A 25456-nucleotide genomic window follows, 5' to 3' on the forward strand; every position below is an offset into this window, starting at 1 on the left:
ACCGTTTTCGCATGCCAGAACGCATGTCTGAGTCCCGGGTCGCGTCGCTCCTGCCCGCGGGATTCCCCACCCCCGCCGAGGTCGCCGCCGGCACCCCCGCCACCCGCGACCGGGCCATCGACGTCATCCGCATCACCGCCCTCGTCGGCGTGGTCCTCGGCCACACCGTGATGGCCACCAGCACCATCCGCGACGACGTCTTCATCTGGAACAACCTGCTCACCGCCTCGCCGGTGTTCCAGGCGCTCACGTGGGTGTTCCAGATCATGCCGCTGTTCTTCTTCGCGGGGGTTGCGGCGTGCGTGGACTCCTGGAAAGCCGGGACGTCCTGGGGCAACTGGCTGCTGCGCCGCTGCACCCGGCTGTACCGCCCGGTGTTCTACTACCTGGCGTTCTGGGGCGTCGCCCTGGTGACACTGCGCGTGGTGCTGCCCGAACACGTCTACGAACCGATCGCCGGGATCAGCATCCAACTGCTCTGGTTCCTCGGCGCCTACGTGCTCGTGCTGGCCGCCGTCCCGCTGCTCACCCACATCACCACCACGGCCAGGCTGGCGGCGGCGGTGATCGGCGCCTACGCGTTCGTCGCGGCGATCGACGTGCTTCGCATCAACCTGGAGATGCCGAAGCTGGTGTCGTACCTGAACATGGCGGCCTGGCTCATCCCCGGCATGCTCGGGGTGGCCTACCGGCGACGCCTGCTCGACGGCCGCACCGCACTGGGTGTCGGCATGGCGATGCTCGGGGTGAACCTGGCGCTGCTGTGGTGCGGCCCCTACGAGCTGAGCCTGGTCGGCATCGAGACCCAGCAGCTGAAGAACATGACACCGCCCTCGCTGCTGCTGGCCGGACACGCGATCATGATGTGCGCGTTCGCGATCGCCGCCGCTCCCGCCATCAACCGGTGGGCGCAGCGGCCCCGGGTGTGGTGGCTGGCCGCGATCGGCAACTCGGGGGCGATGACGCTCTACCTGTGGCACATGCCGGCGCTGCTGGCCATGCATTTGGTGTTCGATCACCTCGGCATGCCCCGGTTCGACCCGGCCGCAGACGGTTTCGTCCTGCTGTCGGTGGTTCAGCTGGCGGTCATGGCGGGGCTGATCGGCCTGGCCTTCGTGACGCTGCGCCCGCTGGAGAACGATCCGCTTCCGTTGTGGGACGGCGGCCTGGTGTCGCGGCCGGGGCCGCGCAGCGCCGCGGTCGGTGCGCTGCTCTGCGTGGCCGGCGCCGCCACCCTGGCCTCGGTCGGCTGGGGGCTCAAGGATCTGGGCCTGTGGTGCGTCGCGGTGATGCTGGTCGCGCTGGTGGGCGCCCGCGGGCTGGCCAATGACGCGGCGGTGAGCTTGCCGCGTGTCACCAAGCGTGCGGTCACGGCGATCTGACCGCCGGATCGTCGCACTGACCGCACTCTCGACGAGTAGGTCAGCGGGTCTAACCGCTCTTGCGGCGGAACTCCCTACGGCTCTCCTGCGGGCCGTGCGCCCTTGGCTGCTTGCGGCCGCCGTCCTTGTGCGCTGCCCCGCCGCCCGCGTTCGCCTTCTTGCGTTCGAGTGCTTCGCGGAATTTCTGCCTGGTGTCGTCGTCCGGTGCGGCGGCTCCGGTCGCTTCGCCGTTGCTCTCGGTTACCGGTTCGTCAGCCATGAGCGCAGCGTAGCGTGCCCGCCCGCCGCCGTCGCGAGGTTTACCGCCGTCCCGGCGGCATGCCGTAGACATGCGAGATCGGCAGTGTCAGCAGCACCCGCCGATCGTCCACCATCGCCCGCCGGTAGTCGTCCCAGTCGGGATGTTCCCCGGCGATGTTGCGGTACAGGGCAATCAGTGCCTCGACGGTGTCGTCCCGGGGGTCGGCGGCCGGTGCGGTCAGCGCCGCGGTGCCCTCGGCCACCGCGTACGACCACCCGTCGTCGGAGCTGACGTGCAGCGAGGCTCGGGCGTCGCGGCGCAGATTGCGGGTCTTGGCCCGCGGTTCGGTGATCGAGACCGACACGACGAGCGCGCGCGGGTCGAAGTGGTAGCTGACGTTCGACAGCTGTGGCCGGCCGTCGCGCTTGATGGTGGCCAGCACGCCCAGCGAGTTGTTCGCGATCAGCGCCAACAGCTTGTCGTCGAACACCTGACGGACCATGGAGCGAGCCTACGTCTTTACCATCGATCGGATGACGGCGATCGACGGCAACACTCTCGAAGGCGTTTCGGCCACCACCCTGTGGACGTTGCACAACCGCGGCTCCGAGGCCAAGAGGTCCGACGGCGTGATCCGCGATCCGTGGGCGGTGACACTGTTGGACGCCATCGACTACGACTACCGCAAATTCGGAAGGCCCAACCAGTCGCACGGGCTGCGGGCCCGCGCGTTCGACGACGCGACCGCCGACTATCTGCGCACCCGCCCTGGCGCATCGGTGGTGGCGCTCGCCGAAGGCCTGCAGACCAGCTTCTGGCGCCTGGACCGCCTCGGCGTCGCCGACGAGGTGACGTGGTACTCGGTCGATCTGCCCCCGGTGATGACCCTGCGCGAACAGCTGCTGCCGCGCGACGACCGGATCGTCGAGCTGGCCCAGTCGGCGCTCGACCGCAGCTGGATGGATCGGGTCGACGCGTCGCGGGGAGTGTTCATCACCGCCGAGGGCCTGCTGATGTACCTCGAACCCGGCGACGTGCTCGACCTCCTTCGCGATTGCGCGGCGCGCTTCCCGGGCGGACAGATGATGTTCGACTCGATCCCGCACTGGCTCAGCAGGCGCACGCTCAAGGGCCTGCGGCTGTCGGACCGCTACGTCACACCCCCGATGCCGTTCGCGCTCACCGCCGACGAAGGCGTCGCCCTGCCCGGACGCGTCCCCGGCGTGCGCGCGGCCCGCGACATCGCCATGCCGCGCGGTCGCGGACTCTTCAACGTGCTGTTCTGGCCGTCCCTGGACCGGCTTGGGTTCCACCGCCGCAACCGGCCCAGCATCACCCTGCTCGAGTTCGGCGGGTGAGCCGCTGCGTCACGCTGGGCGCAGTGTTGCGGTGGGTACATTCGCGTAGGTGACAGGTACACCCCCCGCCAAGGTCGACGCCAGCGCACTGAAGGACGTCTCGGAGACCGCCCTGCTGACCCTGCAGGTGCGGGCACACGAGGCCAGGCGACCCGACTCCCTGATCGACGATCCGATGGCCGTCCGACTCGTCGACTCGATCGACTTCGACTTCGCCAAGTTCGGCTTCACCCGCCGCCAGGACATGGCGCTGCGCGCGAAGACCTTCGACACCTACACCCGCCGCTATCTCCTCGACCACCCGAAGGCGACGGTGGTGGCCCTCGCCGAGGGGTTCCAGACCAGCTTCCACCGCCTCGACGCCGCGGGTGTGGGCAATGAGTTCCGCTGGCTCACCGTCGATCTGCCGCCGATGATCGCGCTGCGCGAGAAGCTGCTCCCGCCGTCTGACCGGGTGCGGATGCTGGCCCAGTCGGCGCTGGACTATTCCTGGATGGACGCCGTGGACGACTCCGACGGCGTGTTCATCACGGCCGAGGGCCTGTTGATGTACCTGCCGCCGTCGGACGCGATGGGGCTGATCAACGCCTGCGCCACCCGGTTCCCCGGCGGCCAGATGATGTTCGACCTGCCGCCGCCGTGGTTCGCCGCGATCACCCGCCGGGGTATGCGGACGTCGCGGCGCTACAAGGTGCCGCCCATGCCGTTCAGCCTGACGGTGTCGCAGGCCGCGGAACTGGCCGACACCGTGCCGGGCGTGCGCGCGGTGCACGACGTGCCGATCCCGGAGGGCCGCGGGCGGCTGTTCAATGCGCTGGCCTGGACGGCGCAGCGACTCCCGGCGTTCGACTCGGTGCGCCCGGTGACCACGCTGCTCGAGTTCGGCTAGCGCTAGTCGAAGGCCGATTCGACGTAGCGCAGCGCCTCGGTCTTGTCGACGCCGAGCGCCCGCGCCGCCGCCACGAAGGTGTGCGCCGCGGTCGCCATCGCGGTGTCGGCGGGATCCACCCTCGCGACGAATGTGCCGAACCGGCCCCGGGTTTCGAGGATGCCCGCCGTTTCCAGTTCGCGGTAGGCGCGAGCCACGGTGTTGACGGCGAGGTTGAGCTGACCGGCGAGTTCCCGCACGGTGGGCAACCGGGTGCCCGGCGGCAGCCTGCCCTCACGGACACCGTCGATGATCTGCTGCCTGAGCTGGTCGAAGAGTGGCCGTGCTGCTTGCGCGTCGATCCGCACCCAATCCCCCAATTCGGCCACGTGCCCAGTATTGCTCACAGCCGCTACTTTGGTCATGTGCAGGTGACGGTGCTCAGCGGGGCAGGCATCTCGGCCGAGAGCGGCGTGCCGACGTTCCGCGACGTCGAGACGGGCCTGTGGGCCAAGGTCGACCCCTACGAGATCTCCAGCGCTCACGGCTGGGCGAATCAGCCCGAGAAGGTGTGGGCGTGGTACCTGTGGCGCCACCACATGATGGACGCGGTGGAACCGAACAACGGCCACCGCGCGGTCGCGGCGTGGCAGGACTACGCCGACGTGCACGTCGTCACCCAGAACGTGGACAACCTGCACGAGCGGGCGGGCAGCCGCAACGTCTACCACCTGCACGGCAGTCTGTTCGAGTTCCGTTGTGCGGCGTGCGGCGGGCAGTTCGAGGGCGTGCTGCCCGCGATGCCCGAACCGGTGGAGTCGGTGGACCCGCCGCAGTGCCCGTGCGGCGGGCTGATCCGCCCGAACGTGGTGTGGTTCGGCGAGGCGCTGCCCGAAGACGCATGGCAGCGGTCGGTGGCGGCGGTGACAGCCGCGGACGTGGTGATCGTGGTGGGCACGTCGTCGATCGTCTACCCGGCCGCCGGGTTGCCCGAGCTGGCGCTGGCCAACGGCACGGCGGTGGTGGAGGTCAACCCGGAGCGCACGCCGCTGTCCGACGCCGCGACCGTCAGCCTGCGCGAGTCGGCGGCCGGCGCGCTGCCCAACCTGTTGCAGCGGCTGCCGCAGCTGCTGGGTTAGGTCGTCGTGGGCGGCTGGGCGGGCCGCTGCTCGAAGTGGCGTCGCATGCCCGCGAGCATCTCCTCGTGGGCCTTCACCGCTTCGCGGTGCGCATAGCCGATCAACGGGCGCGGCGCGACGAGCCGCAACCGTTCGACGACTTCGGTGCCGCCGTCGACGGCCTCGAAGCTCACGACGTCACGGAGTCGCACACCGAGGTGCGCCTGCGAGTCGCCGATTACGTCGCCGTCGACGTCGACGTCCATTTGCACCGAGTACCACATGCGAATTGCCAGTGGTCCGAAGGCGTTTCGCTCCTGCACGCGCCAACGCCCGGGAGCGATCTCGCGCACCGTCAGGATCAGCGGATGGACCGCCTTCAGGTTCTGCAGGTCCGTGTAGAAGGCTCGGATCGTCGCGGGATCGGTGGGCACGAACTCGGTCAGCGTCCACTCCGAGCTCGCGCGCCACCAGCTCACGGTCAGTCCCTGACCGCCCGGCCCAGTGCCACCTCAGCGACCGGCAGCGGCGCCCAGGACGGCAGCACCCACTCGCGCCGCGCGTCGTCGACGCGGAAGCCCGCCCGCGTGATCGACGACTCGGTGTCGCGGTGGGTGTGGCAGTTGCCGAGCAGCCGCGGCCAGACCGTCGCGTCGGCGATCCGCTGCAGCCGCGCCCGCATCCCGGTGCCCGCGACGTGCTCCATGTAGCGCAGCTCGCCGCCCGGCCGTAGCAACGAATAAAGCTGTCGCACAACCGCGTCCGGATCATCGACCGAGCACAGCACCAGGGAGCACACGATCGCGTCGAACGGTTCGCGGGCGGCGAACTCCTCGACGGCGTCGCCGCTGACGGTGATCGGAACGGGTGCCTGCGCGGCCGCCTCGCGGGCCGTTTCGGCGAGCCGGTGCTCGGGTTCGAGCGCGACGACCTCGGCCACACCCGGCGGGTAGTGCGCGAAATTCGTGCCGGTGCCGGCGCCCACCTCGAGCACCCGTCCGGTCAACCCGGCCAGGTTCTCGGTGCGCAGGCGGCGGACGGTCTCCGGTTCGTGTCCGGACATCGCGGTCCACACCCGCGCGAAAAACGGATTGTCAACGAGGTCGCTCATCGGCCATCTCCTTCATCAGGGCGATCGTCTGCTGCGGTGGCGTCTCGACATCGATGATCGTCGACATGATGTGCCCGCAACAGACCGCCCGCAGCACGCGGTCGGCGAACGCCTCGACGTCGCCCCAGGGCAGGTAGGGCCGCGAGATCAGCATCGCCGCCACCCCGTGGGCGGCCGTCCACAGTTCCAGCGCCAGCATGGTGGGGTCGCCGGGCGGATAGATGCCCTCGGCGATCAGCTCCTCGATCGAGCCGCGCATATGGACGAACGCCGAACTGTTCAGCGTCACGTCGACGTCGCTGCCCGGTCTGCCCTCCCCCATCGTCGCGATCCGGTACAACTCGGGAGTCTCGGTGGCGAACCGGACGTAGGCCAGACCCTGCGCGCGCAGCACGTCGATCGCGGACGGCTGACCGGCCGCCACCCGCTGCATCTCCTCGTCGAGCTTCTCGAAGTAGCGGGCACACACCGCGTCCAGCAACGCATCCTTATCGGCGAAGTGCAGATAGATCGACGGCGGGGTGACCCCGACGCGCTGCGCCACCGAGCGGATTGACACCGCCTTGGCGTGGCCGGTCTCCAGCAGCAGATCGGTGGCGGCGTCGAGGATCTCCTCGCGCAGGTGCTCACCGGACCCGCGAGGGGCCCGGCGACGCTTCACTTCGGCCGGCCCGCTCACGTCATCCAGTGTCCGACACGGCGAGCCGCGACCGGTCATCGACCCCCGCGGGGCGCTCCGGGACCGACTCGCTGATCCCGATGCGCTCGTGCAGCCGGGCCAGCGGCGCGGGCGCCCACCAGTTCCACCGGCCCAGCACGTGCATGAATGCCGGCACCAGCAGCATCCGGACCAGCGTCGCGTCGGCCAGCACCGCGAGGGTGAGGCCCACCCCGAACATCCGCATGAACGACACCTGCGCGGCGATCAGCGCGGCGAAGCTGATCGACATGATCAGTGCCGCGGCGGTGACGACGCGTCCGGTGCGGGCCAGCCCGAGCGCGACTGCTTCGTCGTTGTCCTCGGTCGTCCTACCGGGTGATCTCAGCCAGTACTCCCTGATCCTGGAGACGAGGAAGACCTCGTAGTCCATCGACAGACCGAATGCGATGCAGAACATCAGCACCGGCATGTTGGCCACCAGGGTTCCCGTCGGGGTGGTGCCGAACGCGCCGAGGTGACCGTCCTGGAAGATCCAGACCAGCGCGCCGAACGCCGCGGACAGCGAAATGATATTGAGCAGCAGGGCTTTCAGCGGTATCACCACGCTGCCGCTGAGCAGGAACAGCAGCACGAACGTCACCGCCGCGATCACGCCGAGCACCAGCGGCAACCGCGATGTGATCGACTCCGAGCTGTCGCGGTTGATCGCCGCGACACCGGTCAACTGCACCGGCCGGTCGCCGGGTGGGGCCACCGCGTGCAGGTCGTCGAGTTGCGCGTCGGATGCCGCGGTGAACAGCGGTGCCTCGCTCGTCACGGTGAGATAGGCTGCGCCGTCCCGCATTCCGGTCGATGCCGCAGGCGGCCCGACCGGTGAACCGTCGACGAACGCGCCACCCGGCGCGGACACCGAGGCGACCTGGGGCACCCGTGACAGGGCGGCGGCATAGCGGTCGAACCCCTCGGGTGTGACGCCGGCGGCGTCGGGCAGCACCACCGTGACGTTGGCCGCCGAGTCGACTGCGAAGCCGTTGCGCAGCTCGTCACCGACCTGGCGCGCCGACGCGGACTCGGGCAGCACCCGGTCGTCGGGGAACCCCCACTTGATGCCGAGGAACGGCGCTCCGAGCAGGAGCAGCAGGGTGACGACGGCCAAACCGATGACGATCGAGCGGCGCATCACGAACCTCGTCGAGCGGTACCAGAAGGTCTGCTCGACCGGACGCGGGACGGGATCGGGCCGGCCCAGGATCCGCCGCATTCCGCGCCGCACGTCGAGGGCGTCGATGCGATCACCGAGCAGCGCGATCGCCGCGGGCGCCACCACCAGTGCGGCCGTCGCGGCGAACACCACCACGGCGATCCCGGCGTAGGCGAACGACTTCAGGAAGTACATCGGGAACAGCACCATCGCGAGCATCGACAGCGCGACCGTCATCGCCGAGAAGAGCACGGTGCGGCCTGCCGTCACCATGGTGCGCACCAGCGCGCGGTCCCGGTCGGCGCCGTCGGCGAGTTCGTCGCGGTACCGGCTGATGATGAGCAGGGTGGAGTCGATGGCGATGGCCAGCCCCATGGCGATCGAGAGGTTGAGCGCGAAGATCGACACGTCGGTGAACAGGGTGACGGCCCGCAGCGCCGCCATCGTGCCCAAGATCGCGAAGGCGCCGACGATGAGGGGCAGCGTGGCGGCGGCCATGCCGCCGAACACCCACAGCAGCACCAGGAAGCTCAGCGGGATCGCGATCGACTCCATCAGCAGCAGGTCTTTTTCGCTCTGCCCGTTGACCTGCACGTAGGTCATGGCCTCGCCGCCGGCCCGCACGGTGACGCCGTCGCGGTCGTGGACCACCTGCTCGACGAGCGCCTTGGCGTGTTTCTGGGCGCCGCTCTCGCCGCCGGTGATGCCGGCGACGATCAGGCCGGTGCGGCCGTCCTCGCTCACCAGCGCCGATGCCGCGGCGGGCGGCGCGGTCCACGCCGAGCTGACCTGACCGACGTTCGGCGAGGCTTCGAGCTCACGCACGATGTCGTCGCCGACGGCACGGGCGGCGGAATCTCGCGCGCCCGCCTCTGAGGTGACACTGATGACCAGATCCATGTCACCGCGGTCGAACTTGTCCACCAGCACCGCGGTTGCCCTGGCCGACTCGGAGGTCGGATCCTGGAATCCGCCGGCGGACAGGTTCTTGGCCACCGGGATGCCGAAGATCCCGGCCGCGACCATCACGAGTGCGGCGATGACCAGGATCCGGCGGGGCGCGGCGATCGCGAATTCGGCCATCCGTTGCAGCATCGTCGCGTCCTCCCGACCGATCCGTGGACTTACCGGCGCTAACTTAACAACGGTAACCCGAGACGTCAACGCCTGCCCGCCGGATTGCCGCCGGCGCCCGGTCGAACCACCCGGAACGGCACGCGATTGGCCCGATCGGGCAAACCAGGACCGTTCGGGGTGCCCACTTCGCCCCTGCCTGCGATGATTCGCCCGTGACCACCTCAGTCGTCGGCCGCGCGAGCGACTCTCGCGTGGTCGCCGACTTCCTCGCCGCGGCGTCTGAGCAACCATCCGGCCTCGGCATCGAGGGTGAGGCGGGCATCGGCAAGACGACGCTGTGGCTGGGCGCGGAGGACCGGGCACGCGGCCTCGGTTTCCAGGTGTTGTCCGCGCGCGCCGTGCATGCCGAGTCCTCGCTGGCCTATGCGGCGCTGGCCGATCTCCTGCGCGACGTACCTGCCTCGGTCATCGACCGGCTGCCCGAGCCGCAGCGCATCGCGATCGACCGGGTCATGCTGCGCGGCACGGACACCGGGCCCGCCACCGACCAGCGTGCGGTGGCCGCCGCATTCGTCTCCGTTGTCGAGACGATGACGGCCGACGCGCCGGTGCTGGTGGCGATCGACGACGTGCCGTGGCTCGACGCATCGACCCGCGCGGTCGTCTCCTACGCCGCGCGCCGCGTCGCCGGGCCGGTCGGAATCCTCGTCACGGCACGCACCGAATTCGACGATCCCGACGCCCTGTCGTGGCTGCGGCTGAGCCGGCCCGACGCCATGCGGCGGCATCGGGTCGGCCCGCTGAGCCTGGGCGGTCTGCACAATCTGCTCTTCGAGCGGCTCGACCGGACGTTTCCCCGCCCGGCCCTGGTTCGCATCGCGGAGATCTCCCGCGGTAACCCGTTCTATGCACTCGAATTGGCGCGGGCGTTCGACGGGCCACCGCGGGCCGAGGCCGAGCTGCCCGCCGGCCTCGCGGAGCTGATGCGCAACCGGATCGGCAGGCTGGACCGCGACGCAGGCCGGGTGCTGCTCGCCGCCGCGTGCACCGCCCAGCCCACGGTCCAGCTACTCGCCGAGGCGACCGGCAACACCGTCGATCGGGTGCTCGAGGTGCTCGAGCACGTCGAGACGAACGGCATCATCGGCATCGAGGGCTCCCGGGTGCGGTTCGCCCATCCGCTGCTGGCGCACAGCGTCTACACCGACGCCAGCCGTCCGGACCGTCGCCGGATGCACCGCACGCTGGCCCAGATCGTCACCGAGCCCGAGCTCAAGGCGCGGCATCTGGCGCTGGCCGCGGTCAGCGAGGACCCGGCAACCCTGGAGGCGCTCGACGCCGCGGCCGAGGTGGCGCGGCGCCGGGGAGCGCCCGCGGCCGCAGCGGAACTGCTCGAGATGGCGTTCCGGCTCGGCGGCGACGACCCGGTCCGCCGGCTGCGCGCGGCCGAACACCACTTCGAGGCGGGCAGCACCGACCGCGCCGTCGAACACCTCGACCCCACGATCGAGCTGCTGCCCGGTGGACCGATCCTCGCCATGGCGCTGATCCTGCGAGCCGGCCTGCGCATCTACGACAACCGCTTCGCGCTCGCCGCGCAGCTCCTCGAGCGCGCGCTCGCCGCAGCCGGCGACATCCCGAAGCTGCGGCTGCGAACCCTGCTGCTGCTCTGCATGGCCCGGGGCATGGCGGGCGACTTCGACGCCTCCACCCGTGCCGCCGATGACGCCGTGCGCATCGCCGAGGAGATCGGCCGGCCGGCGCTGCTGAGTCAGGCGCTGGCCCTGCAGGTGCACGCCGGCCTGCAGTTCGGGCATCCCTTCGACGAGGCCGCCCTCCGTCGCGCCGTCGAGTTGGAAGACCCCGACTACAACGGCCCGATCCTGTTCCGCGCCCACGTCGTCAACGCGTTGTCGATGGCCCACGTCGGCCGGCTCGAAGAAGCCGCCGTGCTCATCGCCGAGGCCCGCCGACGGTGCGACGAGCGGGGCGCGGAGAGCGATCTGATGGCCATCGCCGGCTGGAGCACGCTGATCAGCATCTGGCGCGGACGTTTCGAGGAGGCCGCGGGATATGCCGAGGAGGCCGTCGAGCGGGCCGAACAGCTCGGCGGCGACTCGGTGCTGGTGATCCCGCGAACCGTGCGGGCGGCCGCCTACTCCTATCTGGGTCGTTTCGAGGAGGCCCACGCCGACGCCAAGGCGGCCTACGAGTGCGCCGTCGAGTGCGAGGCGGAACGGATGACCGAGTGGCCGCTGATGACACTCGGCTTCATCGAGGTGTCACAGGGCAATTACGCCGAGGCGCTGACGGTCATGGCCCCGTTGATCGCGATGTTCGACCGGATCCCGGGCACCGAGATGATGTCGTCGATGCATGTTCCCGATGCCGTCGAGGCGATGGCCGCGCTGGGCCGCCTCGACGAGGCCGAACCGATGGTCAGGGAGATGGAGAGCAATGGCCGGGCCCACGACCGGCCGTGGATGCTCGCCGTCGGCGCCCGCTGCCGCGCCATGGTGCAGGCCGCGATGGGTGACGTGGAGGCCGCCGAGCAGACGGCCTGTCGTGCGCTGACCGAGCACGACCGGCTGCCGATGCCGTTCGAGCGGGCCCGCACCGAGCTGCTGCTGGGGCAGCTGCAGCGCCGACTGCGTCAGAAGGATCTCGCGGCGGGCACGCTGCGATCCGCCCTGCTGACTTTCGAATCGCTCGGCGCCCAGCTGTGGGCCGGCCGGGCCCGCGCCGAGCTGGCCCGGACCAACGTCGGGCCGGGCGGCCAGGCCGCGCTCACGCCGTCCGAACGGCGCGTCGCCGAACTGGCCGCCTCGGGGATGACCAACAAGGATGTCGCTGCCGCGCTGTTCATCAGCCCGAAGACCGTCGAGCACAATCTGGGGCGCGTCTACCGCAAGCTGGGAATCCGGTCGCGCGCCGAACTTGGCCGGCTCATGGGTGGCTCGGAGGCCTCCGACCAGGGTTCTTTCGATCGAAAGCACCCTCGGCAGGATTAGGGAAACGCCCGATTCGATCGTCGCGGCCCGGCGATAACTTGAGCGCTATGGCCGCCGCCGCACCGCACCTCTGCTGTTTCCTCGCCGAGTGGTACCGGCCCGAGATGACCCGGCCTGCCGTCGAGGACCTCCTGGGCGAGCTGGATGCGGCGACCGCCTCGATGGCGGCTGAGGGCAAGTCGGTGCAACTGCTGCTGACCTTGGCCGTACCGACCGACGAGGTGCTCTACGGCGTGTTCACCGCCGACACCCCGGAGGTCGTCAGCGAGGTGTGCGCCCGGGCCGGCATCCCGGTCGCGCGGCTCAGCACCGATGTCGACGCCCGTCTGAGCTCGTGGTGACCCCGCGGCGATGACTATCGCGGGCTGCGGCAGTCTGACTGATCATGAACACCGCCACTGAGAGCACCGCACCCACCGCGACACCTGCGACCACCGACGCCTCCGCCAACATCGCGCTGCTGATCCTGCGCCTCGGTGTCGGCGCGGCGATGCTGCAGGCCGGCCTGCGCAAGGCACTGGACTTCCCCACGACCGCGGGCTACATGGAAGCCGGCGGCTGGCGGCTGCCCGAGCTGGCGGCATTCATGGTGACCGCGTCGGAGACGCTCGGCGGCATCGCCCTGATCCTCGGCGTGCTGACGCAGCTGGCCGCATTCGCGGTGGTCGCGGCGATGATCGACGCGTGGGCCGTCAACGTCTCCGGCGCCGCGTTCTGGTCGGACCCGTTCAACGCGCCGTTCATGATCGGTCTCGGCGCCGTCGCGCTGCTGTTCGCCGGCGCCGGCGCCTACTCGCTGGACGCCAGGCTTCGGGGTCGTACCGTCTGGCCGGTGCGGATCGCCGTCGGCCTGCTGGCGGCCGCCTTCGTCGTCGCCATCGTGACCTGGATCGCACTCAACGGCACCAACCCGATCCACCTCACGACACCTACTGGCTAGAAACCTACCGAGAAGTAGGATTGCCACCATTTTCCGAACCGTGACTCAATGAACTCTTAATGGTGACCCATACAGTCAGTGTCATGTGGATCGACGACACCAGTGCCGATGTCATCAAGGTCGACTTCGAGGCGCTCTACCACGGGGACTTCCTCGTAGAGGGCGACACCTCGGAGCAGCTGGACGACCTGGCCCAAGCCGTGTGACCACGCGCGCCTGATCGGCGCGCGTGTCACCCGTCAGCCTTTGCTGCCCGCCGGGGCGCCTCCGGTCATCTCACGATGACCCACGGCGCCTCAGGCGGGCACTTTTTCTTCCTGGCCCGCGGTCACCATCCCCGCCAACCGGGCGGTGATCAGCTCCTCGGCCTCCGCTACCATCCGCGACACCAGTTCTCCGCAGGTCGGGATGTCGTTGATCAGCCCCATCGACGTGCCCACCGACCAGATGCCTGCGTCGAGGTCGCCGAGCTCGTAGACCTTGTTGCCGCGCACACCGGCCACCAGATCCTTGACGTCGGGGAACTGGCCACCGTTGTTGAGGATCTCGACCACCTCGCGTGACACCGCGTTGCTGGCCACCCGGGCGGTGTTGCGCAGCGGCCGGAAGATCAGCTCGGTGTCGAGCTCGGTGCCCGCGACGATGGCTTCCTTGACGTTCTGGTGGATCGACGACTCGACGGTGCACATGAACCGCGACCCCATGTTGATGCCGTCGGCGCCCAGCGCCAGTGCCGCCACCAGGCCGCGGGAGTCGGCGAACCCGCCCGAAGCGATCATCGGGATGTCGATCTTCGCCGCCGCCGCCGGGATCAGGATCAGGCCGGGGATGTCGTCCTCGCCGGGATGGCCGGCGCACTCGAAGCCGTCGATGCTGATGCCGTCGACACCGAGGCTCTGCGCCTTGACCGCGTGCCGCACCGACGTGCACTTGTGCAGCACCTTGATGCCGTTGTCGTGGAACATCGGCAGGTGCGGCGCCGGGTTGGATCCCGCGGTCTCGACGATCTTGATGCCGGCGTCGACGATCACCTGGCGGTACTCGTCATAGGGCGGCGGGTTGATCGTCGGCAGGATCGTCAGGTTGACGCCGAACGGCTTGTCGGTGAGCTCGCGGGTCTTGTCGATCTCCTTGGCGAGGTCCGCGGGCGTCGGCTGCGTCAGCGCGGTCAGGAAGCCCAGCGCCCCGGCATTGGCGACGGCCGCCACCAACTCGGCGCGACCCACCCACTGCATCCCGCCCTGCACGATGGGATGTTCGATCCCAAAGGTCTCGGTGAACTTCGTGTTGAGGGTCATCGGGTCACCTCGGGGCCATGCGGATGGCGCCGTCGAGGCGGATGACCTCGCCGTTGAGCATCGGGTTCTCCACGATGTGCACGGCCAGCGCGCCGTACTCGTCGGGGTCGCCGAGGCGGGCGGGGTGCGGCACCTGCTGTCCGAGCGACTTCTGCGCCTCCTCGGGCAGCGAACCCAGCAGCGGCGTCTTGAACAGGCCCGGGGCGATGGTGCACACCCGGATGAGGCTGCGCGACAGGTCGCGCGCGATCGGCAGCGTCATACCGACGACGCCGCCCTTGGACGCCGAGTACGCGGCCTGGCCGATCTGGCCCTCGAAGGCGGCGACCGACGCGGTGTTGACGATCACGCCGCGCTCGTCGCCGTTCTTGCCGGCGAGCGGCTCGGTCTTGGCGATCCGCTCCGCGCTCAGCCGCAGCACGTTGAACGTGCCGATCAGGTTGACCTCGATGGTCTTCTTGAACACGTCGAGCGGGAAGGGCCCCTCCTTGCCGAGGGTCTTGATCGCGCTGCCGATGCCCGCGCAGTTCACGTTGATGCGCACCGGGCCCAGCGACTCGGCGACGTCGAGCGCCTTGGTGACGGCGGCCTCGTCGGTCACGTTGGTCTCGACGAAGGTGGCGCGGTCACCGAGGTCGGCGACGGCCTCCTCGCCTCGCAGGTCCAGCACCACCACCTGTGCGCCCGCGTCGAGCAGTCGCTTGGTCGTCGCCAGGCCCAGGCCCGATGCCCCGCCGGTGACGACGGCTACGGCGTCTTTGATCTCCACTGATGTACTTCCTCTCCGGCCGGCCAGCGCCGCCGACCTACTGGTTGGTTGGGGACTATACCCAGTCGTTCAGCACGGATTCGGTGTCCGCTCCCGGCGCTCCCGGCGCCTTCGGCAGATCCGGTGCGGTGCGCGAGAACCGCGGGGCGGGCGCCGGGTACAGCGAGCCGTCCTCGCGGTAGAACGTGTCGCGTTCGGTGTTGTGCGGTTCGTCCTCGACCTCGGCGAAGCTCAGCACCGGCGTGACGCACGCGTCGCTGTCGGCGAACACCTTCGCCCAGTGATCGCGGTCATGGGCGGCGAAAGCCTTGGTGAACACCTCGCGCAGTTCGGCCCAGCGCCCCATGTCGTTCTGGTCGGGCAGCTCGGCGCCGTCGAGGCCGAGTTTCGCCAGCAGTTCGGCGTAGAACTGCGGCTCGATCGCGCCCACCGCCACGTATTTGCCGTCCGCGGTCTCGTAGGTGTCGTAGTACGGCGCGCCGGTGTCGAGCATGTTCACGCCGCGCTCGTCGCTCCACATCCCCATCGACCGGAACGCCCACATCATCTGTGCCAGCACGCTGGAGCCGTCGACCATCGCCGCGTCCACGACCTGGCCCTTGCCCGAGCGTTCCCGCTCCCAGAGCGCCGAGAGGATGCCGACGAGCAGGAACATCGACCCGCCGCCGAAGTCGCCGACCAGGTTGAGCGGCGGCACCGGCCGCTCACCCGCGCGGCCGACGGCGTGCAGCACGCCGTTGAGGGAGATGTAGTTGATGTCGTGGCCGGACCGCTGACTGCGCGGGCCGGTCTGCCCCCAGCCGGTCATGCGCCCGTAGATGAGCCGGTCGTTGACCTTGGCGCAGTCGTCGGGGCCGAGCCCGAGACGTTCGGTGACGCCGGGCCGGAAGCCCTCGATCAGCACGTCGGCCTTCGCGATCAGCCGCAGCACCAGATCGCGACCCTCGTCGCTCTTGAGGTCGGCGGACACCGACCGCCGGTTGCGGAGCAGATGGTCGCGGCCCTTGGTCGGAATGCCCGGGCCCTTGCCCGGCCGTTCGACGCGCACGACGTCGGCGCCCAGATCGCCGAGGATCATCGCGGCATGTGGCCCCGGGCCGATACCGGCCAACTCGACGACACGCAATCCCTGGAGTGGACCCGCCATGCTTACCGCCCTTCACCTGTGGTTGACCGCCGACATAGCTTACTTGTATAACCTTCTGCAGTGATCGCGGGTCGTCGACTCGTCGAAACGCCTACCGGGACTGGTGCCGATATGACCTCAACCGAAACGTATCTGAGCCTCGACGACCTCACGGTCGTCCTGCGCGACGGCGTCCTGACGGTCACCCTGAACAGGCCGGACAGCCTCAATTCGCTGACCGCGGAGATGCTCGGCGGCATCGCCGACGTCCTGACCCGGGCGGCCGCCGATCCGGCGGTTCGGGTGGTGCGGCTCGGCGGCGCCGGCCGCGGCTTCAGCTCCGGCGCAGGCATCAGCGAGAACGACCAGACCGCCGACGGCCACGACGCCAAAGCGGTGCTCGACGCCGCCAACCGCGCGGTGGCCGCGATCGTGGCGCTGCCCAAGCCGGTGGTCGCCGCCGTGCACGGACCCGCGGCGGGGGTCGGCGTGTCGCTGGCGCTGGCCTGCGACATCGTCCTTGCCTCGGAGAAGGCGTTCTTCCTGCTCGCCTTCACCAAGATCGGGCTGATGCCCGACGGCGGCGCGTCGGCGCTGGTGGCCGCCGCGATCGGCCGGATCCGCGCGATGCGGATGGCGCTGCTGGCCGAGCGGCTCTCCGCCACCGAGGCCCACGAGTTCGGACTCGTCAGCGGTGTCTACCCCGCCGACGATTTCGAGACCGAGGTCGACCGGGTGCTCGCGATCCTGGTGGCCGGCCCCGCCGTAGCCCTGCGCAAGACCAAGCAGGCGATCAACGCCGCCACGCTCACCGAGCTCGAGGGCGCCTTCGACCGGGAGAGCGAAGGCCAGCTCCAGCTGCTCGGTTCGCATGACTTCCGCGAGGGCACAAGGGCCTTCCAGCAGCGCCGGTCCGCGGAGTTCACCGACAGCTGAGGTCACCTCCGCCCGAAAATCGTTGGACCGAGGGCCATCCGGTCGGCGACCATCGAGCGCGTGAGCACACACTTCGATCTCGAGCAACCGGCGCCGGCCGGCGGCTGGCGCGTGCTCGCACCCTTCCGTTCCCGCGAGTACCGCCTGCTGATCGCGGCGGTCTCACTGTCCATCTTCGCCGAGGGCATGTGGACGGTCGTGATGGCGCTGCAGGTCATCGCGATCGACAACGATCCTGCGTCGCTGTCGCTGGTCGCGACCTGCCTGGCAGGCGGACTGGTGGCGTTCGTGTTGGTCGGCGGGATCGCGGCCGACCGAATCAGTCAGCGCGCCATCATCATTGCCGTTGCGGCCGTCAACTTCGGAGCCGTCGCGACGGTCGCGGCGCTGGGACTGCTCGGCACGCTACGGATCTGGCACCTCGCGGTGGCCGCCGCCGTACTGGGCATCGCGGCCGCGTTCTTCTTCCCCGCCTACAGCGCCATCCTGCCGCGGATCCTGCCCGCCGAACAGCTGCTCGCCGCCAACGGCGTCGAGGGCGTGGTGCGGCCGGTGTTCCAGCGCTCGGTCGGCCCGGCAGTCGCGGGTCTGGTGGTCGGCGCGACGTTCCCGTCGGTCGGCGCCGTCGTGGTCGCGGGACTGTTCGGGCTGGGACTGCTGCTGCTGATCGCGACGCGCCCGGCGACCCGGGCCGTCGAGCCATCCGTCGGCGAGAAGCCGCGGATGCTGCGCGACCTGCGCGACGGCTTCGTCTTCATGGTCGCCACGCCGTGGCTGCTGTGGACGCTGTTGTTCGCGAGCCTGTTCGTGCTCGTGGTGCTCGGTCCGATCGAGGTGCTGCTGCCCTTCGTCATCGCAGACCGATTCGAGGACGGCGCCCGCATGTACGGCTTCGTGCTGGCGTTCTTCGGAGTGGGCAGTGCGATCGGCGCGCTCGCGGTGTCCTCGCGGCGGCTGCCGCGGCGCTACCTCACCGTGATGATGGCGATGTGGAGCGTCGGGTCGATCCCGCTCGTCGTCATCGGCACCACTTCGTCCTTCCCCGTGATGGCGGCGGCGACCTTCGTCATCGGCGTGACCGACGGTGCGGGACTGGTCATCTGGGGCACGGTGCTGCAGCGGCGGGTGCCGCGGCACATGCTGGGCCGGGTCTCGAGCCTGGACTTCTTCGTGTCGCTGGCATTCATGCCGCTGTCGTTCGCGGTCGTCGGCCCGCTGTCGAAGGTGGTGTCGATGCAGACCATCTTCTGGGTCTCCGGTGTGGTGCCGGTGCTGCTGGCGGTGGTCGCCGTGCTCGCGGCCCGGATGCCGCGCGACGAGGTGGCGAACCCGCTGCGCTGACTGTCAGACGCCAAAGATGGGCGGAAGCGCGAGCACCATCACCAGGCCCCAGAAGAAGTGGGTAAGCATCGGGGCGAGCACGCCGCCGGTCGCGCGGCGTTCGAACGCGCAGATGGTGCCGAGGATGATGGCCGCGAACGCCAGCATCGGGTTCTGCGTGCTGACGCCGGTGACGATGACGTAGACGAGCGTCGTGACGATGAACGCGAACCAGCCGTTGTTCCGTTTGCCCAGTGAGGAGTACATCGAGCCGCGGAAGAAGATCTCCTCGGCCAGGCCGTTGATGACGGTGATCGCGACGATCACCGGCAGTGAACCCTGGTTCGCGAATTCGAGCACCTGGACGATGTAGTCACGCACGGCAGGGATCTCACGCGCGACCAGGCCGCCGACCACGAATGCGCCGCCGAGTACCAGGCCGATCGCGGTTCCGGTGATCACGGGCCGTTGGTTGCGTCCGCGGAAACAGATGCGGCCCAAATGAACCGGGCCGGAGACGAAGGCGCCCACGGTCCACCACGCCGCCAGCCCCATCGTGAACCAGTAGAAGGCCGGGTCGCCAGGGGGCAGCCGCAGCGAATACCCCAGCAGCACGAACCCGCCGACGACGAAGATGGCCACGAAGATCCGCCTGCGGCGGATGGTTGCCGGCCCCTCGTTGTGCGGTTCGGCAGTGCCGGTGAGGATGCGGCGTGCCTCGGAGAAGAAGCCGCTGCGTTCGTCACACGACTTCGTCGACACCTCGGTCATCAGTGGCCCACCTTCGGGGCAAGGCCGATGACGGTGTCCAGGCCGGTGCGCACCGCCGCGGCCACCGGTCCGGGTACGGCGCCGAGCAGTCCGAGCGCCGGCCGCGCGATCGGCAGGGTGAACGGGCGGATCAGTTGGGTGATCCGCTGCACGTCACCACCGGCCCAGTCCGGATCGGTGTCGGCCAGGTGGTGGACGTCGGCGAGCGCGTTGACCGGGCGTGGTCGTTGCCTGGCCAGCGAAAGCGTGATCGCCTCGTCGACCGAGGTGAGTCCGCCCGGCGGGTCGGGCACCAGGTCGCGCAGCCCGTCGCCGGACGCCGTCATCGGATGATCAAGGGACTCAACGAGATCGGCAGCCAGTCCGCCCGGCACGGGCAGCACCAGGCCGGTGACCTTGGAGACGATCGAGGTGTCGATGCCGCGGACCGGAAGCGGCGCCCGCCACTTGCCGGCGATGTGCGCGTACTTCGTCAGCAGTTCGCCGTAGGTCGTGGTCTCGGGACCGGAGATGTCGTAGGCGCCGGCGGGAACCCGGTCGGTGTCGGCGGCGGCCACCAGGTAGTGCAGCGCGTCGCGGATCGAGATGGGGTCGATCGGATTGGCCGCCCACTTCGGCAGCGGGATGACGAGGAACCGGTCACCGACGTAGCGCAGCATCTCGAAGGAGGTCGATCCGGCGCCGATGATGATCGCCGCGCCGAGCCACACGACGTCGGCGCCGCCCTCGATGCTCAGCGCCTCGGCGACCTCGGCGCGGCTGGCCAGGTGCTCGGACAGTGTGTCGTCGGTCGGGACGAAACCGCCTAGGTAGACGATCCGCTTGACGCCTGCGTCCCGGGCGGCGGCCGCGACGTTGGCGGCGGCGCGGTTGTCGGCGTCGCGGAAGTCGGGCTGGCCGATGCCGTGCACGAGGTAATAGATGACGTCGATCGGCCCGGCGTCGGCGAGGGCCTGCTTGACCGATGCCGGGTCCCCGGCGTCGAGGGAGACGCCGGTCACGTCGGCGTGCCAGCCGAACGTCGCCAGCCGGTCGGGGTTGCGAGTGGCGGCGACGACCTTGTCACCGCGCTCGACGAGGGCGCTCACCAGCCGCGATCCGACGTAGCCGGTGGCGCCGGTGACCAGGATCCGCATGTTGCTCACCGTAGGCCTGTACCCGGAGCGCAGCGTCGGGAACCCTGAGGTGCGGCGGCTCACTGTGACGCGGCACACACACGCGCCGTGGCCGCGAGAACCGTTGCGCCGGCCGAGGATCGGCGGCTACTCAGGCGCCGGGCCGACCACGGTGGCCCCGCGGTGGTGGTCGATGAGCCGCTGGTAGACCTCGGCGTTGTAGCGGTTGGCGGCGACCTCGGCGTCGCTGAGCTCGCGCCGCACCTTGCCCGGCACTCCCGTCACCAGGGACCGGGGCGGGATGACCGCACCCTGCGGGATCAGCGCACTGGCGGCCACCAGGGAGCCGGCGCCGATGTGTGCGCCGTTGAGGATCACGGCGCCCATGCCGATCAGGCAGCCCTCCTCGATGGTGCAACCGTGCAGCACGGCGTTGTGGCCGACGCTCACCGCCGTGCCGATGCACACCGGGAACTCGGGGTCGCAGTGCACGGTGACGCCGTCCTGGATGTTGGATCCGAACCCGATCTCGATCGGCTCCACCTCGGCGCGCAGCGTGGCGCCGTACCAGACGCTGGCCCTGGCCGCGAGCGTCACCTGGCCGATCACGGCGGCGTACGGGGCGACCCACGACTCGGCGTGCAGCTTCGGGGCGTGTCCGCGAAGGGCCAGGATCAGCGGCTGCGACATGGGCGACATCGTAGGAGCCGATCGCGGTGACGTGGTCAGGAACCCCGAAAGACCTTGCGGTAGCCGGTCGGTGACATCCCGACGCCGCGGCGCAGATGGTGCCGCAGGTTTCCACCCGTTCCGAGCCCCGAGAGCCGGGCCACCTCGTCGACGGGCAGATCCTCGGACTCGAGCAGTTCGCGGGCACGGTCGACGCGCCGACCGCGCACCCATGCGCCGGGGGCCTGCCCGGTCTCCTCTCGGAAGCGGCGGATGAACGTGCGCGGGCTCATGTGCGCATGCCGGGCGAGGCGCTGCAGGGTCAGCGGCTCGTCGAGCCGGCGCAGCGCCCACTCGCGGGTGGCCGCCGTCGAGACTCCCCCGCCGGCCGCGGTGTCGTCGTGGCGCCGGTCGATGAACTGCGCCTGCCCGCCTTCACGCCACGGCGGGACCACGCAGTGCCGGGCCACCGCATTGGCGACCGCGGCGCCGTGGTCGGTGCGGATGACGTGCAGGCACAGGTCGATGCCCGCGGCCAGGCCGGCGGAGGTGAGCACGTCGCCGTCGTCGACGTAGAGCACGTTCTCGTCGATGCGCACGGCCGGATACAGCCGCCGCAATTCGTCGGCGTGCTGCCAGTGGGTGGTCGCCGGACGGCCGTCGAGCAGGCCCGCCGCCGCGAGCACGAACGCACCGGTGCAGATCGACACCAGGCGGGCCCCGGTCGGGATGGCCGCAAGCGCCTGCCTCGCCTCGGGGGGCAGCACTCCGTCGACCCTGGCCGGTGGGTAGCGCGTGCCGGGGATCACCACGGTGTCCGCGGTGGCGAGCGCCTCCGGACCCGCCGTCGGGAGGACGGCGAACCCCGTGGTCGACGGCACCGGGTCCGCGGTGAGGCCGCAGGTGACCAACTCGTAAAGGGGTTCGCCATCGGGGCCGGCGGCGGCGCCGAACAGCGTCGGCGCGATGGCGGCGTCGAACCCGATCACGGGCGGCAGCAGCAGGACGGCGATCCGGTGCACCCGTTCATGTTGGCATGTTTTTAACGAATAGTGTCCTTCTTGCCACTGGTCGGCCCCCGGCCGTGCGGGTCAGAGTGATTCGGTGACTGTCACAGCTCGACCCGGCACGGGCAGCCGCGTCCACTGGGCGTGGGTGGTCGCGGCGGTCAGCTTCGTCGCCCTGCTGGGCGCCGCAGGCTTCCGCTCGGTGCCGGGCGTGATGATGAATCCGCTGCACCAGGAGTTCGGCTGGACGCACGGCACCGTCGGCCTCGCCATGTCGGTGAACATGACGCTGTTCGGACTGACGGCGCCGTTCGCGGCCGCGCTGATGGACCGCCTCGGCGTGCGACCCGTGCTGACCGGCGCGCTGCTGCTCATCGCGACCGGTTCGGCGCTTTCCGTGACGATGACGGCGAGCTGGCAGCTGGTGCTGCTGTGGGGCGTGCTGGTCGGCGTCGGCACCGGTGCGATCTCGATGGGCTTCGTCGCCACCGTGGCCACCCGCTGGTTCGACGCCCGCCGCGGCCTCGTCACGGGCGTGCTGACAGCCGCGAGCGCAACGGGCCAACTGGTCTTCCTGCCGCTCGTCGCGGTCGTGACCACGACACACGGCTGGCGGTGGGCGTCGCTGATCGTGGCCGGGGCCGCCCTCGCGGTGGTGCCACTGGTCGTCGCGTTCATGCGCAACGCACCGCAGGACAAAGGTCTGCTGCCGTACGGCGCGACCGCTCCTGCCCCGCCGGCGCCGGTCCCGGCGAGTGGATTCCGCGCGGCGTTCGAGGGGCTGGCGATCGGTGCGCGGGTGCCGGCGTTCTGGCTGCTGGCCTCGAGCTTCGCGATCTGCGGCATGACGACCAACGGCCTGATCGGCACCCACTTCATCCCGGCGGCCAACGACCACGGCATGCCCACCACCGTGGCGGCCGGGCTGCTGGCCACGATCGGCGTGCTCGATGTCGCGGGCACGGTGTTCTCCGGCTGGCTGACCGACCGGGTGGACCCGCGGTTGCTGCTGGTCGTCTACTACACCGGGCGAGGGGTGTCGCTGCTGCTGTTGCCGTCGCTGCTCGCGCCGCACACCGAGCCGGGCACCTGGGTGTTCGTCATCTTCTACGGCCTGGACTGGGTGGCCACCGTGCCACCGACGATCGTGCTGTGCCGCGAGTACTTCGGCGCCCGCGCACCGGTGGTCTTCGGCTGGGTGTTCGCCTCCCACCAGCTGGGCGCGGCCGTCGCGGCGGCCGGTGCGGGCTGGCTGCGCGACCGCAGCGGCGACTACGACACCGCGTTCTTCCTGGCGGCGGGGCTGTGCGGGGTGGCGGCGCTGCTGTGCCTAGGTATCCGGCGGACTGTGACACATCCGACGTAACGATCGCTCGATCCCGTGCTCAGAGCGTGTTTCGGCGCTCGCCGCAGGCCGGCGACCCTCGACCTCGACTTGGCCGTTACCAATTCGTGGCTTTACCCTACGAGACGGCGCCGCACCGGTGGCCGGACATCTCCGCCCATCGGGGAGGGCGTTCTGACGAGCTGAGGAGCCTGACGTGAAGACTCGCACCAGTAGAGCACTGGGCGCGGCCGTGGGAACCGCGGCCATCGCCCTGTCGCTGCCGTTGGCGGTCAATGCCTACGCGCAACCCGAACCGACGCCGTCCAAGCCGGTGGAGAACCCGCTGCCCAATCTCGAGGGCGACTGCGACCCGTTCCGGGCCACGAACACCAACTGGAAGAACTACGCCGCCCAGCCCGTCAGCCAGGTGCTGGCGCAGATCCCGGAGATCAAGACCTTCAACTCCGCGGTCTCGGGCCAGCTGAACCCCGCCGTGAACATCACCGGGGTGCTCGACAACGGCCCGTACGTGGTGTTCGCGCCGACCGACGAGGCGTTCGCGAAGCTGCCGCCCGAGCAGCTCGAGAACCTCAAGACGAACGCGAACGCGCTGACGGACCTGGACTACTACCACGTCTTCCTCGGCCTGCTCGGCCCCGCCGACGTGAAGGGTCAGCGGCCCACCCAGCAGGGCGCCGAGATCAAGGTCGAGGGCACCAACGGCGACATCAAGGTCAACGACACCGCCAAGGTGATCTGCGGCGGCATCCCCGCCCAGAACGCGCGGATCTACCTGATCGACACGGTGCTCGACCCGGCTGCCCCGCCGGAGGCGCTCACCCCGACGCCGAAGTCGCCGACCAGCACCACCACCACGACGACCCCGACGACACCCCTGCCGGCGGAGATGCCCGCCGCGGACGCGCCGATCGGCTAGCTGTTCATAGATTTCGGCGCGCTCGCGTTCGGTGAACGAACGTGAGCGCGCCGAATTCGTCGGTTACAGGCCGAGGTCGCGGCCGATGATCTCCTTCATGATCTCGGTGGTGCCACCGAAGATCGTCTGGATGCGTCCGTCGACGTAGTCGCGCGCGACGCGGTACTCCATCATGTAGCCGTAGCCACCGTGTAGCTGCACGCACCGGTCGACGACCTTCTTGGCCACCTCGGTGGCCCACCACTTCGCCTTGGCGGCCTCGACCGCGGTCAGCTCGCCGTCGACGACACCCTGCAGGCAGCGGTCGATGTACTGCTCGGTGACGTCGAGCTCGGTGTCCATCTCGGCCAACAGGAACCGGTTGTGCTGGAAGCTGCCGATCGACTGCCCGAACGCCTTGCGGTCCTTCGCGTACTGCAGTGTCTGCCGCCAGGTTTCGCGTGCGCCCGCGATCGCGGAGATGGCGATCGAGAGCCGCTCGGACGGCAGGTTCGTCATCAGGTGGTAAAAGCCGCGGCCCTCCTTACCGAGCACGTTGGCGTTCGGCACCCGCACATTCTCGAAGTGCAGCTCGGAGGTGTCCTGGGCATGCAGGCCCATCTTGTCGAGCTTGCGGCCACGGGTGAAGCCGGGCATGTCGCGCTCGACGACCAGCAGCGAGAAGCCCTTGTGCCCGGCCTCCGGGTCGGTGCGGGCGACCACGACGCACAGGTCGCAGTTGATGCCCGACGAGATGAAGGTCTTGGAGCCGTTGACGATCCAGTCGTCACCGTCCCGGACCGCCGAGGTGCGGATGCCGGCCAGGTCGCTGCCCGCGCCCGGTTCGGTCATCGCGACCGCGATGATGGTCTCGCCGCTGGTGATGCCGGGCAGCCAGCGCTGCTTCTGCTCGTCGTTGGTCAGGTCCTTGAAGTACGGGCCGACGACGTCGTTGTGCAGGCTCAGTGCGGGTGCGGGTACGCCGGACTTGGCGATCTCCTCGTCGATGATCGCGTTGAACCGGAAGTCGTCGGTGCCGCCGCCGCCGAACTCCTCGGGCATGTTGAACCCGATCAGCCCGTGCTTGCCCGCCGCCACGTAGGCGGACCGGTCGACGAGGCGGTCGGCCTCCCACTTCTCGGCGTTCGGGACGAGTTCACTGTCGATGTAGCCCCGCACGGTGTCGCGGAAGGCCTCGTGCTCGGCGTCGTAGATCGTTCTCTTCATTGTTGTT

General features: G+C 69.8%; 27 protein-coding genes. 12 read left to right on the forward strand and 15 right to left on the reverse strand.

Going from position 1 to position 25456, the window contains the following annotated elements:
- Positions 1-11 precede the first annotated feature (11 nt).
- Entirely contained in the window at positions 12-1382 is a 1371-nt protein-coding gene (locus tag H7I41_RS04090) for an acyltransferase family protein (protein ID WP_264011287.1), read from the forward strand.
- A 49-nt stretch (positions 1383-1431) separates the two neighbouring features.
- Here H7I41_RS04090 and H7I41_RS04095 read toward each other — a convergent pair whose 3' ends face one another.
- Positions 1432-1641, reverse strand: a complete 210-nt coding sequence (locus H7I41_RS04095) for a DUF5302 domain-containing protein (RefSeq protein ID WP_264011288.1) — start codon at positions 1639-1641, stop codon at positions 1432-1434.
- 40 nt (positions 1642-1681) lie between these two features.
- Positions 1682-2125, reverse strand: coding sequence for a PPOX class F420-dependent oxidoreductase (locus H7I41_RS04100; RefSeq protein WP_264011289.1), 444 nt, complete (start codon positions 2123-2125; stop codon positions 1682-1684).
- A gap of 31 nt (positions 2126-2156) precedes the next feature.
- On the opposite strand from H7I41_RS04100, the gene H7I41_RS04105 reads away from it, so the two are divergent.
- Together H7I41_RS04105 and H7I41_RS04110 are read left to right on the forward strand one after the other, a co-directional pair.
- Positions 2157-2981 (forward strand): class I SAM-dependent methyltransferase, encoded by an 825-nt coding sequence (locus tag H7I41_RS04105; RefSeq protein ID WP_264011290.1) that lies wholly within the window; start codon positions 2157-2159, stop codon positions 2979-2981.
- 49 nt (positions 2982-3030) lie between these two features.
- Positions 3031-3870 (forward strand): class I SAM-dependent methyltransferase, encoded by an 840-nt coding sequence (locus H7I41_RS04110; RefSeq protein WP_264011291.1) that lies wholly within the window; start codon positions 3031-3033, stop codon positions 3868-3870.
- Positions 3871-3872: 2 nt separating this feature from the next.
- Here the strand turns inward: H7I41_RS04110 and H7I41_RS04115 are convergent, their stop codons facing one another.
- Positions 3873-4238 carry an Rv1152 family transcriptional regulator gene (locus H7I41_RS04115; RefSeq protein WP_264011335.1) on the reverse strand — a complete coding sequence of 122 codons (366 nt, stop codon included), beginning with the start codon at positions 4236-4238 and terminating at the stop codon, positions 3873-3875.
- Positions 4239-4274: 36 nt separating this feature from the next.
- On the opposite strand from H7I41_RS04115, the gene H7I41_RS04120 reads away from it, so the two are divergent.
- On the forward strand, positions 4275-4988 hold the full coding sequence (locus tag H7I41_RS04120) for an NAD-dependent deacylase (RefSeq protein WP_264011292.1): 714 nt from the start codon (positions 4275-4277) through the stop codon (positions 4986-4988).
- Here H7I41_RS04120 and H7I41_RS04125 read toward each other — a convergent pair.
- Genes H7I41_RS04125 through H7I41_RS04140 form a run of 4 tightly spaced genes read right to left on the reverse strand, consistent with a single transcriptional unit; the run spans position 4985 to position 9035 of the window.
- Positions 4985-5446: an SRPBCC family protein gene (locus H7I41_RS04125; protein ID WP_264011293.1), complete on the reverse strand. Its 462-nt coding sequence runs from the start codon at positions 5444-5446 to the stop codon at positions 4985-4987. The two genes, H7I41_RS04120 and H7I41_RS04125, sit on opposite strands and share 4 nt — an antisense overlap.
- Positions 5447-5448: 2 nt before the next feature.
- Positions 5449-6078, reverse strand: coding sequence for a class I SAM-dependent methyltransferase (locus H7I41_RS04130; RefSeq protein WP_264011294.1), 630 nt, complete (start codon positions 6076-6078; stop codon positions 5449-5451).
- Complete coding sequence (locus H7I41_RS04135; RefSeq protein WP_372503667.1) at positions 6062-6796, reverse strand: TetR/AcrR family transcriptional regulator; 735 nt, start codon at positions 6794-6796, stop codon at positions 6062-6064. Before H7I41_RS04135 ends, H7I41_RS04130 begins: the two co-directional genes overlap by 17 nt.
- Positions 6759-9035, reverse strand: a complete 2277-nt coding sequence (locus H7I41_RS04140; RefSeq protein WP_264011296.1) for an MMPL family transporter — start codon at positions 9033-9035, stop codon at positions 6759-6761. The genes H7I41_RS04135 and H7I41_RS04140 overlap by 38 nt, the downstream gene beginning before the upstream one ends.
- Positions 9036-9229: 194 nt before the next feature.
- On the opposite strand from H7I41_RS04140, the gene H7I41_RS04145 reads away from it, so the two are divergent.
- The 4 genes from H7I41_RS04145 (at position 9230) to H7I41_RS04160 (ending at position 13174) form a co-directional block, all read left to right on the forward strand.
- Positions 9230-12028 (forward strand): LuxR C-terminal-related transcriptional regulator, encoded by a 2799-nt coding sequence (locus H7I41_RS04145; protein WP_264011297.1) that lies wholly within the window; start codon positions 9230-9232, stop codon positions 12026-12028.
- Positions 12029-12075: 47 nt separating this feature from the next.
- Positions 12076-12369: a hypothetical protein gene (locus H7I41_RS04150; protein WP_264011298.1), complete on the forward strand. Its 294-nt coding sequence runs from the start codon at positions 12076-12078 to the stop codon at positions 12367-12369.
- A gap of 44 nt (positions 12370-12413) precedes the next feature.
- Complete coding sequence (locus tag H7I41_RS04155) at positions 12414-12968, forward strand: DoxX family protein (protein ID WP_264011299.1); 555 nt, start codon at positions 12414-12416, stop codon at positions 12966-12968.
- An 83-nt stretch (positions 12969-13051) separates the two neighbouring features.
- Positions 13052-13174 carry a hypothetical protein gene (locus tag H7I41_RS04160; protein ID WP_264011340.1) on the forward strand — a complete coding sequence of 41 codons (123 nt, stop codon included), beginning with the start codon at positions 13052-13054 and terminating at the stop codon, positions 13172-13174.
- Between the two features lie 90 nt (positions 13175-13264).
- On the opposite strand, the gene H7I41_RS04165 is transcribed toward H7I41_RS04160, so the two are convergent.
- Genes H7I41_RS04165 through H7I41_RS04175 form a run of 3 tightly spaced genes read right to left on the reverse strand, consistent with a single transcriptional unit; the run spans position 13265 to position 16182 of the window.
- Positions 13265-14266: an NAD(P)H-dependent flavin oxidoreductase gene (locus H7I41_RS04165; RefSeq protein WP_264011300.1), complete on the reverse strand. Its 1002-nt coding sequence runs from the start codon at positions 14264-14266 to the stop codon at positions 13265-13267.
- A gap of 4 nt (positions 14267-14270) precedes the next feature.
- A complete protein-coding gene (locus tag H7I41_RS04170; protein WP_264011301.1) occupies positions 14271-15035 on the reverse strand; it encodes a 3-hydroxyacyl-CoA dehydrogenase in 765 nt (254 codons plus the stop codon).
- A 55-nt stretch (positions 15036-15090) separates the two neighbouring features.
- On the reverse strand, positions 15091-16182 hold the full coding sequence (locus H7I41_RS04175; protein WP_264011302.1) for a CaiB/BaiF CoA transferase family protein: 1092 nt from the start codon (positions 16180-16182) through the stop codon (positions 15091-15093).
- 111 nt (positions 16183-16293) lie between these two features.
- Between H7I41_RS04175 and H7I41_RS04180 the strand changes: the two genes are divergently transcribed.
- Positions 16294-17097, forward strand: coding sequence for an enoyl-CoA hydratase (locus tag H7I41_RS04180; RefSeq protein ID WP_264011303.1), 804 nt, complete (start codon positions 16294-16296; stop codon positions 17095-17097).
- Between the two features lie 60 nt (positions 17098-17157).
- Positions 17158-18438 (forward strand): tetracycline efflux MFS transporter Tet(V), encoded by a 1281-nt coding sequence (gene tet(V), locus H7I41_RS04185; protein WP_264011304.1) that lies wholly within the window; start codon positions 17158-17160, stop codon positions 18436-18438.
- Between the two features lie 3 nt (positions 18439-18441).
- On the opposite strand, the gene H7I41_RS04190 is transcribed toward tet(V), so the two are convergent.
- The 4 genes from H7I41_RS04190 to H7I41_RS04205 form a co-directional block, all read right to left on the reverse strand.
- Complete coding sequence (locus H7I41_RS04190) at positions 18442-19188, reverse strand: CPBP family intramembrane glutamic endopeptidase (protein WP_264011305.1); 747 nt, start codon at positions 19186-19188, stop codon at positions 18442-18444.
- Positions 19188-20333, reverse strand: coding sequence for an NAD(P)H-binding protein (locus H7I41_RS04195; protein ID WP_264011306.1), 1146 nt, complete (start codon positions 20331-20333; stop codon positions 19188-19190). Before H7I41_RS04195 ends, H7I41_RS04190 begins: the two co-directional genes overlap by 1 nt.
- 117 nt (positions 20334-20450) lie before the next feature.
- Positions 20451-21002, reverse strand: a complete 552-nt coding sequence (locus H7I41_RS04200) for a gamma carbonic anhydrase family protein (protein ID WP_264011307.1) — start codon at positions 21000-21002, stop codon at positions 20451-20453.
- Between the two features lie 26 nt (positions 21003-21028).
- The gene (locus H7I41_RS04205; protein ID WP_264011308.1) at positions 21029-21994 is read right to left on the reverse strand and encodes a GlxA family transcriptional regulator; all 966 of its coding nucleotides are present in this window, start codon (positions 21992-21994) and stop codon (positions 21029-21031) included.
- A gap of 82 nt (positions 21995-22076) precedes the next feature.
- Between H7I41_RS04205 and H7I41_RS04210 the strand changes: the two genes are divergently transcribed.
- Positions 22077-23345, forward strand: coding sequence for an MFS transporter (locus H7I41_RS04210; protein ID WP_264011309.1), 1269 nt, complete (start codon positions 22077-22079; stop codon positions 23343-23345).
- A gap of 175 nt (positions 23346-23520) precedes the next feature.
- Entirely contained in the window at positions 23521-24243 is a 723-nt protein-coding gene (locus H7I41_RS04215; protein WP_264011310.1) for a fasciclin domain-containing protein, read from the forward strand.
- A gap of 63 nt (positions 24244-24306) precedes the next feature.
- On the opposite strand, the gene H7I41_RS04220 is transcribed toward H7I41_RS04215, so the two are convergent.
- The gene (locus H7I41_RS04220; protein ID WP_264011311.1) at positions 24307-25449 is read right to left on the reverse strand and encodes an acyl-CoA dehydrogenase family protein; all 1143 of its coding nucleotides are present in this window, start codon (positions 25447-25449) and stop codon (positions 24307-24309) included.
- Positions 25450-25456 lie beyond the last annotated feature (7 nt).

It is taken from the genome of [Mycobacterium] manitobense (assembly GCF_025821665.1).
Classification (GTDB): domain Bacteria; phylum Actinomycetota; class Actinomycetes; order Mycobacteriales; family Mycobacteriaceae; genus Mycobacterium; species Mycobacterium arseniciresistens.